Raw genomic sequence first — 13,388 nt, 5'->3', positions numbered from 1 at the left:
GGAAACGGCGAAATCGGGCGTTTCTTACGAAACTGTAATCCTGCGGACAGGACGGCGAAACCTCGGCGGCGCATCTATCAGCCAAAGCCGGGATGACACCCGGTCCGTCTGACGCAATGAGGAACCAGATTCAGATGACACAGATCCCGACCCTGACCAAATCCGTGCGCGCGCTCGCCGTGGCCTCGGCACTCGGCCTGACCGCGCTGACCAGCACCACGGCCATTCCGGCCTATGCCCATGTGCCTGAAGGCGGTTATGCCGACCTTGTGGAACAGGTCTCCCCTGCCGTGGTCTTCATCGAAGTGACCTCCACCAAGCCGACCCCGGCGGCCGGTCGCGCCATTCCCGATCTTCCCTTCCCGCCGGGTTCTCCGTTCGAGGAGTTTTTCCGCCAGTTCGGCAATCCCGGCATGGGCCAGCCCCAGCAGCCTGCCCCGGCCCGTGGCCTCGGGTCCGGTTACATCATCTCCGACACGGGCGAGATCGTGACCAACAACCATGTGGTCGAAGGCGCGACCGAGCTGAAGGTGACGCTCGAGGACGGCCGCGTGTTCGAGGCAACGCTTGTCGGCTCCGACCCGATGACTGATATCGCCCTCCTGCAGATCGAAGGCGCGGAGGACCTACCGACCGTGCCCTTCGGCGACAGTGACGAGCTGCGTGTGGGCGATGCGGTCGTGGCGGTGGGCAACCCGTTCGGTCTGGGCGGCACCGTGACTTCGGGCATCGTCTCCGCGCTTGGCCGGAACATCAATTCCGGCCCCTATGACAGCTACATCCAGACCGACGCAGCGATCAACCGCGGCAATTCCGGCGGCCCGCTCTTCAACGAGGATGGCGAGGTCGTGGGCATGAACACCGCGATCTTCAGCCCGTCGGGCGGCTCGGTGGGCATCGGTTTCTCGATCCCGGCCAAGACGGTGCAGGGCATCGTCGACCAGCTGCGCGACACCGGCACGGTCGAACGCGGCTGGCTCGGGGTGCAGATCCAGACGGTGACGCCGGACCTGGCTGGTGCCATGGGCCTCGACACGGCGCGCGGCGCGCTCGTCTCGGACGTGCAGCCCGACAGTCCGGCCCTGAAGGCCAAGCTGAAATCGGGCGACCTGATCGTCGCCGTTGACGGCCAGCCCGTCGAAGAGATGAGCGACCTGCCCGGTCTCATTGCCGCGATCCGTGCCGGCACCACGGCGGAGCTGACCATCATTCGCAATGGCGAGGAGATGGTCCTGCCGGTGGAAATCGGGAAACTTGCGGCTGCGGAGTCCGGCGCCCCGGCGCAGGTCGAGCCGGCCAGTTCGCCGCTCGGCATCACCGTGGAGCCGCTGACAGCCGATCTGGCGCGGCAGATGGGCCTCGATGAGGACACGTCCGGCGTGCTTGTTGCCTCCGTGGCGCCCGATGGGCCGAACGCGGGCAAGCTTCTGCCCGGCGACGTGATTGAGGAAGCCTATGGCAAGCCGGTCACCTCGCCCGCCGATCTGGCCGCAGCGATCAAGTCGGCCGATGCACAGGACAAGGTGCTCCTGCGGGTGAACCGTGGCGGGAACGCGCTCTATGTCGGTGCCGAAGTCGCCGTGTCCTGACGCACCCGGTACCGGCATCGGGCCGGATCCGGAGCAGGGATCCGGCCAGCGACCGGGTCGGCGGGTCAGTCCCGTCGGCCCGGTTGTCGTTCCAGCAGGCGGCGAGGCCCCTCAGAGCGCCGCGCCGCCTGCGAAAATTTCCTCCGACGCGGTGACATGACCGACAAGCAGGTCGCGGCGGTTGCGCAACTCGGCCTTCATCCGGCGCTGCACCGCCGGATGGTCGGCCTCGATCTGGCTGAGCCGCACCAGAAGCGCCGCAATGGCCGCTTCGGACGCGCGGGTCGCGCCATCCTCCACCTTCAGCGCAATCCCGAGCCCGCGGTCGGGCAGGATGCCCAAGTAGACCCCTTCCGCGCCCGTCTTGATGACCGTGCGCCCGTCCATCGCCGCAACCAGTTCCGAACAGCCGCGCCCCTCGCCCGCGATCAGGAGCGGGTGCCGCCCCATGGCCGCAACCAGCCGTTCGGCCGCTGCCGCGCGCACAGGGCGCAGGCCCGACGTGTCGGCCATCCGCGCGGCGGCGCGCGCAAGACCGGTCAGGCTTGTCGTGAAATTGGGCGCCGAACAGCCATCGATCCCGTAGCCCGCGCTGCGCTCGCCGGTCATGTCCTCGAACGCGTCGCGGACCGCCAGCTGCACCGGATGGTCCAGTTCGCAATATTCCGGTCCGGCCTGAAGATGCTTCGACAGGGTCAGGAAGCCCGCATGCTTGCCCGAACAGTTGTTGTGGCACTGGCAGGGGGCGGTGCCGTCGGCACGCAGCCGGTGGCGCTCGGTCCGATCGCCGGGCATCTGGATGCCGCAGCGCAGGTCCGCCTCGCTCATGCCAAGCCCCTTCAGCCAATCCTCGACACGGGTGACATGCATGGCCGCACCGCTGTGCGAGGCACAGGCGAGCGCCAGATGTTCCGACGTCAGCCCCGCCCGGTCCGCCGCGCCGCTTTCCACGAGCGGTAGCGCCTGGATCATCTTGCACGAGGAGCGCGGATAGATCACCGCTTCCGGGTCGCCCCATGCAGCCACCGTGTCCCCGCCTGCCGTGCAGATCACCGCATGGCCGCGGTGCCGCGACTCGATCCGGCCGCCGCGCCAGACATCGGCCAGTATCACGGGTTCGCTCATCTCGTCTTCCTTTCGATCGCGCTTCACAAGCCTGCCAGCAGGTGCATTGGGGGTGGAAACATCTCTTGCTTTCGGGGTAAATACAAGCAGGCAAGACATGGCGCGCCGGTCCGGCAAAGACCCGATCACGGGCAGGGACCCCAGCACGCAACCGAACCTCTGGAGGCTGAGTAGTAGATGACCCGATCCACCCGCAATCCGGCCCGTTCCCTGTTCCGCACGCTGGTGCTGGCTGCCGGTCTCGGCCTTGGCGCCGGGGCCGTGTCCGCGCAGGACGCCACCCAGTTCAACGATTGGTACGCCAAGAAAACGGGCGCGCCGGTGGAATGTTTCATCGTTTCCGCACCCTCGTCGAGCACCGCCAAGCGCAACGGTTCCACCGTGTCGGTGCGGCGCGGCGATATCCGGCTCTATGTGGTTCAGCGTCCCGGCAGCAACGTGACGGAGGTCAGCTTCGCCGCCGGCTACCCGCTGCGGCAGGGCAGCACCGTGAAGATCATCATCGATGACGAGGAATATTCGCTTTATCCCGACAGCAGCGTCGATGCCGAATGGGCCTGGGGCGACCCGAACCGCGAAGCTGCGCTCATCGCCAAGATGAAAGCCGGTATCACCGCAAGAGTTGTCGGCGTGTCCTCCCGCGGGACCACGACGACCGACAGTTTCTCGCTCAAGGGCTTCACCGCCGCGATCGAGAATGCCGCGAACATGTGCAAATAGGGCACCTCTGGCATCTGCCCGCCGTCAATGCTATATAGATGGCTGTTCACGCCCTCCGGCATCCGGGGGGCGTCGTCATTTTCACGCTTTGAGATCCGCCGGAGCCCCGCCATGTCCGCCACTGCACCGATCACGCAGGACCTTCTGACCATTCCCCGCAAGTCGGAGGAGGGCGCGCGCCCGAACCTGATCGGGATGACCCGCGACCAGTTGCGCGCGGCCCTCATCGAAGCGGGCACGCCAGAGAAACAGGCGCGGATGCGCGCGGGGCAGATTTGGCAATGGCTCTACGTGCGCGGCGTGCAGGATTTCGACGAGATGACGAACCTCGCCAAACCGTATCGCGCGCTGCTTTCTGAGGCGTTCGACATTGCCCGCCCCGAGATCGTCACGCGTCAGATTTCCGAGGATGGCACCCGCAAATACCTTCTGCGGATCGCCGGCGGGCACGAGGTGGAGGCCGTCTATATCCCCGAGGAGGATCGCGGCACGCTCTGCATTTCCAGCCAGGTCGGCTGCACGCTCACCTGTTCCTTCTGCCACACCGGCACGCAGAAACTGGTGCGCAACCTGACCGCCGCCGAGATCGTCGGCCAGATCCTTGTTGCGCGCGACGATCTTGGCGAATGGCCGAAAGCGGGCGAGCGCCCGTCGGACCGCCGGCTTGTGTCCAACATCGTTCTGATGGGGATGGGCGAGCCGCTCTACAATCTCGACAATGTGCGCGATGCGATGCAGATCGCGATGGACAATGAGGGGATTTCCCTCTCGCGCCGCCGGATCACGCTCTCGACGTCGGGCGTCGTGCCCGAGATCGCCCGCGCGGGCGCGGAAATCGGCTGCCTGCTCGCCGTCAGTTTCCACGCGACCACCGACGAGGTGCGCGACAGGCTGGTGCCGATCAATAAGAAATGGAACATCGAGACGCTGTTGCAGGCATTGCGCGACTATCCGCGCCTGTCCAATTCCGAGCGCATCACCTTCGAATATGTGATGCTGAAGGATGTGAATGACAGCGATGCGGATGCGCGGCGTCTGGTGAAACTGATCGCGGGCATTCCGGCCAAGATCAACCTGATCCCCTTTAACCCGTGGCCCGGCGCGCCCTATGAGCGGTCGGACTGGGACCGGATCGAGGCCTTTGCGGAGATCGTGAACAAGGCCGGCTATGCCTCGCCCGTCCGCACGCCGCGGGGCGAGGATATCATGGCGGCCTGCGGGCAGCTGAAAAGCGCGACCGAGCGCGCGCGCAAAAGCCGCGCCCAGATTGCCGCGGAAACCGGCGCAGCCTGATCCCGTCAGCTCTGTCGTGCGGCCCTCTGGGCTGCCCGGCGCTCGAAATGCAGAACGGCGAGGCCGGACCCGGTGATGAGCGCCGTGCCCGCCAGCGCCCGCCAGCTCGGAAAATCGCCCCAGACCAGGTAGCCCAGCAGGATCGCCCAGACGATCGAGCTGTACTGGAACGGGGCGACCAGCGACGAGGGCGCGATCGAGACCGACTGGTTCATCAGATAGTGTGCTGCCAGCGCCACCACGCCCAGCACCGCCATCTGCCCGAAGACCAGCGGTGATGCGGCGACATAAGCAAAGGGCAGGGTCGCGGCACCGGCCAGCCCCACGACCAGAGTCTGGAGCGCGAGCAGCCCAACCGCATCGCTGTGGCGCAGCATCCGCGTGAGCACCAGCATCCCCGCGAGCGACAGCGAGCCTGCAAGCGCCACGAGCGCCGGCAGCGACAGGGCCGCGCCCGAGGGCGGGAAGACAAGCACCACCCCGACCAGCCCGAGGAGCACCGCCGTCCAGCGGCGCGGTCCCACAGGCTCGCGCAGGACCACCGCCGACAGGATCGTCAGGAAGAGCGGCGAGGCCATGTAGAAGGCGAACACATCCGCGAGCGGCAGGTAGCGCACCGACCAGTAGAAGCAGGCCGGCTCCGCCGCGACGAGCGCCAGCCGAAGGGCCGACAGGGCGGGATCGGCCTTGATCTGGGCCACCAGCGCGCGCGGCTTCAGACGGCCGATCAGCGCCAGCAGGGCCAGCGCGGCGGCACTGCGCACGGCAAGGATCTGGCCCACCGGCATATCCGCCACCACCCATTTCCCGAGCGCGTCATTGGCGGTGAACAGGAACATCGCGAGCAGCATGAACGCGATCCCGATCTCCGCATCACGACGGCTCGGCGTGGCGGGCAGGTCGCTCATGCGGCGGCCGGCCTGTTCAGCGCAGCTGTCAGGATACGCAACCGGCTGTCCCACTCGCCGCGGTCGACATAGGCGCCCCGCAGGTGCCGCCGCCCTGTCGCGGGGTCAAACGCGCTCCGCCCGTGCAGCACGCGGCGATTGTCGAACACGACCATCTCGCCCGCGGCGAGCTTCAGTTCCAGCCGGAAAGCCGGGTCGCGCGTCAGCGCCATGAACCGCCGGTAGGCGGGGTAGAAGCGTGTCATCTCGTCTAGGCCCATATCGGCTATATCTGCGATATGGGCGTTGTAGCAGACCTCGCGCAGCCTGCCATCCCGGTCGCGCACCAGCACCGGCTTGCGGCTGCGAATGTCGAATTCCGAATCGTGGAACCGGAACGGAATGGCGATGTCGGCGAGCGCATCGGCGGCGTCTGGTGCCGCATTTGCCAGCGCTTCGGCCAGCGCGAACCCGTCGGCAAAGACCGATCCGCCGCCTTCGGCCTCGTTGGCGAGGCAATGCAGGAACTGCATGCCGGGCGGCAGATCCTGATTGGGCAGGTCCGTGTGCAGCGGCAGCGCATCGGCCGTGTAGGCCAGATTGTTGGGATCGGGTTTCGACATGACCTCGAAGGTCCGGCCGAAATTCGTCTCGCGCAGGAAACCGACCCGCCGTGCCACATCGAGCCCGGCCTCCCGGTCGTCGGCAAGCCCGGTGACAAGCGCCAGCCCGACCCGCTTGACCGCAACGATCCAGTCGAGAAGCGCCGCATCATCGGTGAGCAGGTCACAGGCCGCGGCGCGCGGAATGCCCGCCGGGGTCAGATCTGCCGTCCAGACATGCGGGGCGACATCCGCCGGATCGGGGCGCCTGTGCCCGGGCCTATGCGCGGCCAGCCAGTCGAGTGCGACACGTGTCTCGGCCCCGTCCGGCCAGAACAGGTGCAACATCCCGTCCGCCACCGAGGCCGTTTGCGGCGCCAGATCGGGCGGCACGCTCAACAGATCGAAACTCCGCTCGCCGGTCTGCGGATGGAAGCCGGCAGGGTCATTGTCCCGCAGCCAGAGATAGGGGTAGGCATCGGCCGTGCCATCGGGCCGGATAAGGCGCAGGCATCCCTGCGCTGGATCGAAGCGAATTTCCGTCATGGTCGGTCTCACATCCCGTGGCCCGCGCGGGGGCAACCCCGGCTGCGGGCGGTCAGTATCACGCGCCCGCAGGCGCGGCGAACCGGGTTGCGGGCGGCGGCCACCAGTCATGGACCTTGCGGTGCGGCGCGCCGGGATGGCGCCCAATGGCCGCGGCCTCTGTGTGCGACATAGACATGGGGCCCATTGGAGGGCGCGATCGGCGGTCGCGCAAGCTTTTTGCGCCCTGCGGGATGCGCGGTCAGCGGCTAGGAATCTGGGAAATGGCGACCCCTGAAGGACTTGAACCCTCAACCTGCTGATTAGAAGTCAGCTGCTCTATCCAGTTGAGCTAAGGGGTCGCAGACCGTCAATGCGTCCAGGCGTTGCGACGGTTGGAGGCGAAATTGTCACCATAGCCGGCGCGGCGCAGAATGTGCTTGCGCGGCTTCGGCTCCTCGATCCGGTAGGCGATCCCGTGCCGCTCGGCATAGGTCACCGCGGCATCCTTGCTGTCGAACCGCAGCGTCACCTGCCGGTTCATGTCGCCTGAACCGGTCCAGCCCATCAGCGGATCGATGCGCTTGGCCTGCTCCGGCACGAATTCGAGAAGCCAGACATGCGTCTTGGCCTGACCGGATTGCATGGCGGTTCTGGCGGGCTGGTAGATACGGGCGAGCATGGGACGGAATCCTCTCGGTCAATTCTGACCGCTTATCGCCAATTTGTGGGGCTGTTTCAAGCGGCGCGGAGCCGCATCCGCGGGCTTTCGGGTCCGCCGGTCGACCACGCTATGGGTGCGAGGTGTGCTTGGTGTGGACTGCGCAACCAACCGGCGGAATCCGACTATGCGAACAGATTGCGGTTAAATCAACCTAAAAGTGTGCGCTCCTGCCAGACCCTGTCAGTAGACCGCCTTCCGGTTGCGCGCATCGGCCTTGAAAATCGGCGCGTCGGGCCCAACTATGGGGCTTCGGAACAGGGGGTGAACATGGCGAGCGACACGGCTTTGGCGGAACCGGCACGCAGCAAGCTCGAGGGCGGCCGCGAGATTGTTCTGCATACCGAGTTTTCCCCTGCGGGCGACCAGCCCACGGCGATTGCCGAACTGACCGGCGGCATCCGCGACGGCGAGCAGAATCAGGTGCTGCTCGGCGCGACCGGCACCGGCAAGACCTTCACCATGGCCAAGATCATCGAGGAGACCCAGCGCCCCGCGATCATCCTTGCGCCGAACAAGACGCTCGCGGCCCAGCTCTATGGCGAGTTCAAGGGCTTCTTTCCCGACAATGCGGTCGAGTATTTCGTCAGCTATTACGACTATTACCAGCCGGAAGCCTATGTGCCCCGGTCCGACACGTTCATCGAGAAGGAAAGCCAGATCAACGAACAGATCGACCGGATGCGCCATTCGGCCACCCGGGCGCTGCTGGAACGCGACGATGTGATCATCGTCGCCTCGGTCTCCTGCATCTACGGCATCGGTTCGGTGGAAACCTATACCGCCATGACGCAGGACCTTGTGCCGGGCCGTGACTATGACCAGCGCAAGATGATGGCCGATCTGGTGGCGCAGCAATATCGCCGCAACGATCAGGCGTTCCAGCGCGGCAGCTTCCGCGTGCGTGGCGACAGTCTGGAAGTGTGGCCCGCCCATCTGGAGGATCGCGGCTGGCGCTTCTCCTTCTTCGGCGACGAGCTGGAAAGCATCACCGAGTTCGACACGCTGACAGGCCAGAAAACCGACGAGCTGGACAAGGTCCGCATCTACGCCAATTCGCATTACGTCACCCCGCGTCCGACGCTGCAGCAGGCGATCAAGGGCATCAAGGCGGAGCTGAAACTGCGCCTCGACCAGCTGATCGCCGAGGGCAAGCTTCTGGAGGCCCAGCGGCTGGAGCAGCGCACCAATTTCGATCTGGAAATGCTGGAGGCGACCGGCTCCTGCAACGGGATCGAGAACTATTCGCGCTACCTGACGGGCCGTGCTCCGGGCGAGCCGCCGCCGACGCTGTTTGAATATATCCCCGATAATGCGATCGTTTTTGCCGACGAAAGCCATGTGTCTGTGCCGCAGATCGGCGGCATGTATCGCGGCGACTACCGGCGCAAGTTCACGTTGGCCGAACACGGGTTCCGCCTGCCCTCCTGCATGGACAACCGGCCGCTCAAGTTCGAGGAATGGGACGCGATGCGCCCGCAGTCGATCTTCGTCTCGGCCACCCCGCAGAAATGGGAGCTGGAGCAGGCGGGCGGCGTCTTTGCCGAACAGGTGATCCGCCCGACGGGCCTCCTCGACCCGGAGGTGGAAATCCGCCCCGTGGACACGCAGGTGGACGATCTGCTCGACGAGATCCGCAAGGTGGCGGCGGCGGGCAACCGCGTGCTCGTCACCACGCTGACGAAACGGATGGCAGAGGATCTGACCGAATATCTGCACGAACAGGGTATCCGCGTGCGCTACATGCATTCCGACATCGACACGATCGAGCGGATCGAGATCCTGCGCGACCTTCGGCTCGGCGCGTTTGACGTGCTGATCGGGATCAACCTCCTGCGTGAGGGGCTCGACATTCCCGAATGCGGGCTGGTGGCCATTCTCGATGCGGACAAGGAAGGGTTCCTGCGCTCCGAGACCTCGCTCGTCCAGACGATCGGCCGCGCCGCGCGCAACGCGGACGGGCGGGTCATCATGTATGCCGACCGGATCACCGGATCGATGGAACGTGCCCTGTCGGAAACCAACCGCCGGCGCGAGAAGCAGATGGCCTACAATGCCGAACACGGGATCACGCCCGAGACGGTGCGCAAGAATGTCTCGGACATTCTGCAGGGACTGTACGAGGGCGACACGGATCAGGCCCGGATCACCGCCAAGGTCGATGCGCCGCAGGTCGGTGCGAACCTGCAGGCCCATCTCGACGGGCTGCGCAAGGACATGCTGAAGGCGGCCGAGAATCTCGAGTTCGAGGAAGCCGCGCGGCTGCGCGACGAGATCCACCGGCTGGAAGAAGTGGAACTGGCCGTCGCCGACGACCCGCTCGCCCGTCAGGCCGCCATCGCCGCCGTGTCGGAAAGCAAACCGTCAGCCCGCTCAACCGCCGGCCGCCCCGGCCAGCGCGGCGGGAACGTGAAGCGGCGGAAACGGTAGGTGATCCGCTCTCCGGAGCGCCCTACCTGATCCAGTCGTCCACGATGCCGATGGCCTCGACGACCGTATTGGTATCGTCGATCACCTCGTAAATCTCGTTGTCGAGCCGGACATATTTGTGCCCGGGCTTCAGCGGATCGAGCTTCCATTTCGACAGATCGTCGATTGTCACCCAGTCGAGGTCGGCGGGCAGCACGTCGCCCTTCAGCCATTTCTTCGCCTGCCCGGGCGGGATCGGTTTCGCGCCGCTCGGGGTGAGTTGCCGTTTCACCTGGCCGGGCGGCACCGGCTTGTTCTTCTTGTCCTTGGCCAGAGCTGCCGGTCCGGCGGCCAGTGCCACCATCAGCAGCGGTGCAATCCATTTCAGCATGGCAATTTTCCTCCGTAATACGCTCAAAGCCTAGAACACCGCGCCCACGTCATACATGACCGGCTCGAAGCTCTTGCACAGTTCATTGAAGCTGCGGTTGCGCTTGCGCATTTCCGCGCTGCGCAGCATCGCCAGAAAATCCTCCCGCTTCTGCCATTGCGAATAGTTGGCGATGCGGGTCTGGGCGTCGTTCACATGCAGGCCGGCCCCGATGAAGCCCGGCTGATGCCGGATGAAGGCGTCATAGGCGTCCTTCAGCGCGTCGAGCAGATCCTGACAGGTGCCTGGCGTCACTTCGAAGGTCGTGATCACTGTCTGGCAGTCGCGGTCGGTCGAGATCGAAAGCATGGGCGTCCCTCCTCTGGCCGGCAGAATAGCAGCTTTTTAACCCTATTGCGTCTTTCCGTCACTGGTGCGTCAACCAAAGGTGACTTGGCGGCGGGCGGCGGGCGCGGATAGGTTGAAGCGAACCGCGAAAGGAGAGCGCCATGCGCAGACCGATCCTTCTGACCCTGTCCGCCGCCGCCTGCACCGCCTTCACCGCGCCGGCATCCGCCCAGTCGTGGCAATGCACGCAGCTGGAAATGACGATCAAGCTGAAGCCGCAGGAATGCGGGCTCTACTCGCTCAGCCAGCAGACCCATATCAAGGGCATCATCGAGAACCCGAAATTCGGCTACAATGACAAGAAGCGGCGCGTCGACAGGATCAAGGCCGACCCGCAGGGCCCGCGCGCGACCGGACAGCCGGCGGGCTGACCGGCGCCAAACGACGGCCGGTCAAACTCTTGGCGGAACCGCCCGCGCGACATCCGCGTGGGCGGTGTCCGTTCTAGCGGGCGAGGTCGCAGCGCAGTTCCACGAGCGCGCGCCCCTTCACCGCTTCCGGCCAGCGCAGGGTTGCATCCTGCCCGCCCGCACCGGCTTCAAGCTCCAGCGCGGGGGACAGGAACCGGTCCTGATTGCCGCCCGTCTGCAGAATGCCCACAACCGTGACAGCCCCCGCCGACCGGCTGCGGCCAAGGAACGGCAATGCGCCGAAACTCGGAACCGTCCAGCTGGTTTGCGCCACCGTCTGCGTCACGTTGAGTCTCAGCGGCGAGGCCGAGCGCGTATCGACGCCGGAGAAGCTGTTGGAATGCATCTCCAGATTGCGGGTCAGCGTCACATCGACCGTGCCGCGGCTGTCGTCGATATCGTCCACGCGCGCGATGGTTGTGGTGAGCGACTTGAACGCGTTTCCGGTGATCGTCAGCCCGTCGATACGGTGGCCGGTTCCGTAGGGGGCCAGCCGGATGAAGGTGAACCAGTTCGGTGCGCCATTGGCGGTGAAGATGTTGCCGGTGATGGCCAGCGACCCGATGGATTCGGTGTTGGAGCCATAGTTCGGCGTGCTGTCATGCTCGTTGTTCACCTCGATCCAGCTGTTGTCGATATAGTTGCCGCTCAGGATCGTCTTGGAATTGACCGCGTGCAACAGCAGCCCCGCCGTCCGGTCGGGCGTGCCGCTCGCGTCATTCTGCCAGAAATGGTTGCCCTGGATGATATGCCCGCCGCCCAAGATCGAGGCAAAATGGCGGAACCGGACGGCGCGGTTGCCGCGGATCTTCATATCGTTGCTGTTGGTGTTGAGCGCCACGCTGGAGCGGTTCGCGACATCGACATCCATCTCGTCGGACAGGAACTCGTTATGGTTCACCGACATGCCGTTGCAGCCCGATCCGATCGAAGTGATGCCGCGGTCCTTCACGCCGGCGAACCAGCAATGTTCGATATGCCAGGCGATCCCGTCTTTCGGCAGCATCAGCGCGCTCGCCCGCCCGTTGCAGGCAAACTCCACCCCGTCGATGGTGAAGCGGGTCAGCCGCGTGAAGCCGGAGAAGTCGAGCAGGTAGCGGAACCGGGTGAACGTGTAGCTCTGGCTGCCGGCGGCCCCGTGCAGGCGGCGCGACAGGGTGACGGTCTGGGCGGCGACATTCTTGTCGGTCACATAGACCTCGCGCCCGACGCCCTGACCGGTGACGAGCGACCCGATCTCGATATTGGCGACATTGGTGACATTGGTGATCTGGTAGCTGTTCGACACGGCATAGCTGCCGGTGGAACTGGTCGAGCCCACGGTCCAGCCGCTGCCGTTCACCGCCTCGATCTGGCCGTTCACCAGGGCGCGGCGGCTGTTGAAATTGTCGACATTGCCGACGGCAGCATGCACGTCGAGCGGGGCGGAGAGCTGCACGCGGCGCCCCGACAGGTCGAGCGACGCATGGTCGGAATAGTTGAACAGCGCCTGGAAGGCTTTCTTCAGCGCCAGCGTCTCGTCATCGAACGCCTCGACATATGTGGCTAGGTCGAGGTTGCGGGTGAGGGAGAATACCTCTGCATCGGGCATCGAGATCGTGCCCTGGAAACGCACCGGCGCCGTCATGGTCACCGACTGGGTGAGCCGGAACGTGCCGTCAGGCACCAGCACCGTGCGCCCGTCAGCGGCCGCATCTGCGGCAAGAAAGGCGGCGCTGTCATCCGTCACCCCGTCGCCGAGCGCGCCATAGTCGCGCACATCCACCCAGTCCATCAGGTCACGGTGGAAGACCGAGGTCAGGTCCTCGACCCGGATCGATTCGATGCGGATGATCCCGCCATTGGCGCCGGTCAGGTCGATCCCGAAATGCCCGTATTCGGGCGTGACGCCCCAGGGCATATCGACGCCGCCGCGCGCGCCCGACCCGATCAGGGCCGAGACGGTGAAGACCTTGCCATAGGCGTCAAGCTGGACCGACGGACCCGATTGCGGGATGCCGCCGACCATCGATCCGCCGCTTTGCCCGGGCCAGCCGCCGATGCGCACGGCCGGCAGGGGCCCGGAAATGACTTTCAGCCGGGCCGACACCCGCAGATAGCAGCCGGCGGCAATGGGAATCTCGCCCTTGTAGCGCACGCCTTGAACGGAATCGGTCTTTTCCAGTTCCAGACAGGTGCCGAAATCGGCGTCTGCTGCGACAAGACCCGCATCGAGGTCCATGTCGTAGGCGGGCGATCCGGGCGTGCCATCGGTGCGGGACCAGTCGGCAAGGCCGGCGGAAAAGGGCGGGGGCATCAGGTCGAGACCATCGGTCACGGCTTTGTTCAT

12 protein-coding genes and 1 tRNA gene are annotated in these 13,388 nt (G+C 65.6%); 5 read left to right on the top strand and 8 right to left on the bottom strand.

The window, feature by feature from the left end:
- Window positions 1–134 precede the first annotated feature (134 nt).
- Window positions 135–1,589 (top strand): DegQ family serine endoprotease, encoded by a 1,455-nt coding sequence (locus tag GSH16_RS04115; protein ID WP_160852192.1) that lies wholly within the window; start codon window positions 135–137, stop codon window positions 1,587–1,589.
- A 111-nt stretch (window positions 1,590–1,700) separates the two neighbouring features.
- On the opposite strand, the gene GSH16_RS04110 is transcribed toward GSH16_RS04115, so the two are convergent.
- Window positions 1,701–2,714, bottom strand: a complete 1,014-nt coding sequence (locus GSH16_RS04110) for an asparaginase (protein ID WP_160852190.1) — start codon at window positions 2,712–2,714, stop codon at window positions 1,701–1,703.
- 177 nt (window positions 2,715–2,891) lie between these two features.
- Here GSH16_RS04110 and GSH16_RS04105 point away from each other — a divergent pair, with 177 nt between their 5' ends.
- Window positions 2,892–3,434, top strand: coding sequence for an invasion associated locus B family protein (locus GSH16_RS04105; RefSeq protein ID WP_160852188.1), 543 nt, complete (start codon window positions 2,892–2,894; stop codon window positions 3,432–3,434).
- 111 nt (window positions 3,435–3,545) lie between these two features.
- Window positions 3,546–4,727, top strand: a complete 1,182-nt coding sequence (rlmN, locus tag GSH16_RS04100; protein WP_160852186.1) for a 23S rRNA (adenine(2503)-C(2))-methyltransferase RlmN — start codon at window positions 3,546–3,548, stop codon at window positions 4,725–4,727.
- A 5-nt stretch (window positions 4,728–4,732) separates the two neighbouring features.
- On the opposite strand, the gene GSH16_RS04095 is transcribed toward rlmN, so the two are convergent.
- The 4 genes from GSH16_RS04095 to GSH16_RS04080 form a co-directional block, all read right to left on the bottom strand.
- Window positions 4,733–5,635, bottom strand: a complete 903-nt coding sequence (locus GSH16_RS04095) for a DMT family transporter (protein ID WP_160852183.1) — start codon at window positions 5,633–5,635, stop codon at window positions 4,733–4,735.
- Window positions 5,632–6,762, bottom strand: a complete 1,131-nt coding sequence (locus tag GSH16_RS04090; RefSeq protein WP_160852181.1) for a TauD/TfdA family dioxygenase — start codon at window positions 6,760–6,762, stop codon at window positions 5,632–5,634. The genes GSH16_RS04095 and GSH16_RS04090 overlap by 4 nt, the downstream gene beginning before the upstream one ends.
- A 264-nt stretch (window positions 6,763–7,026) precedes the next feature.
- Window positions 7,027–7,103: transfer RNA gene (locus tag GSH16_RS04085), tRNA-Arg, on the bottom strand.
- Between the two features lie 8 nt (window positions 7,104–7,111).
- Entirely contained in the window at window positions 7,112–7,423 is a 312-nt protein-coding gene (locus GSH16_RS04080) for an ETC complex I subunit (RefSeq protein WP_160852179.1), read from the bottom strand.
- A 309-nt stretch (window positions 7,424–7,732) separates the two neighbouring features.
- On the opposite strand from GSH16_RS04080, the gene uvrB reads away from it, so the two are divergent.
- Window positions 7,733–9,892 (top strand): excinuclease ABC subunit UvrB, encoded by a 2,160-nt coding sequence (gene uvrB / locus GSH16_RS04075; protein ID WP_160852176.1) that lies wholly within the window; start codon window positions 7,733–7,735, stop codon window positions 9,890–9,892.
- A gap of 22 nt (window positions 9,893–9,914) precedes the next feature.
- On the opposite strand, the gene GSH16_RS04070 is transcribed toward uvrB, so the two are convergent.
- Both GSH16_RS04070 and GSH16_RS04065 read right to left on the bottom strand, forming a co-directional pair.
- On the bottom strand, window positions 9,915–10,262 hold the full coding sequence (locus GSH16_RS04070) for a hypothetical protein (RefSeq protein WP_160852174.1): 348 nt from the start codon (window positions 10,260–10,262) through the stop codon (window positions 9,915–9,917).
- 30 nt (window positions 10,263–10,292) lie between these two features.
- A complete protein-coding gene (locus GSH16_RS04065; protein ID WP_160852172.1) occupies window positions 10,293–10,610 on the bottom strand; it encodes an antibiotic biosynthesis monooxygenase family protein in 318 nt (105 codons plus the stop codon).
- A 140-nt stretch (window positions 10,611–10,750) separates the two neighbouring features.
- Between GSH16_RS04065 and GSH16_RS04060 the strand changes: the two genes are divergently transcribed.
- The gene (locus GSH16_RS04060; protein ID WP_160852170.1) at window positions 10,751–11,020 is read left to right on the top strand and encodes a hypothetical protein; all 270 of its coding nucleotides are present in this window, start codon (window positions 10,751–10,753) and stop codon (window positions 11,018–11,020) included.
- Between the two features lie 73 nt (window positions 11,021–11,093).
- On the opposite strand, the gene GSH16_RS04055 is transcribed toward GSH16_RS04060, so the two are convergent.
- Window positions 11,094–13,388, bottom strand: a complete 2,295-nt coding sequence (locus GSH16_RS04055; protein ID WP_160852168.1) for a glycosyl hydrolase family 28-related protein — start codon at window positions 13,386–13,388, stop codon at window positions 11,094–11,096.

This window comes from Oceanomicrobium pacificus, from assembly GCF_009833495.1.
GTDB lineage: Bacteria > Pseudomonadota > Alphaproteobacteria > Rhodobacterales > Rhodobacteraceae > Oceanomicrobium > Oceanomicrobium pacificus.
This window is presented reverse-complemented; position numbering and strand designations above follow the sequence as displayed.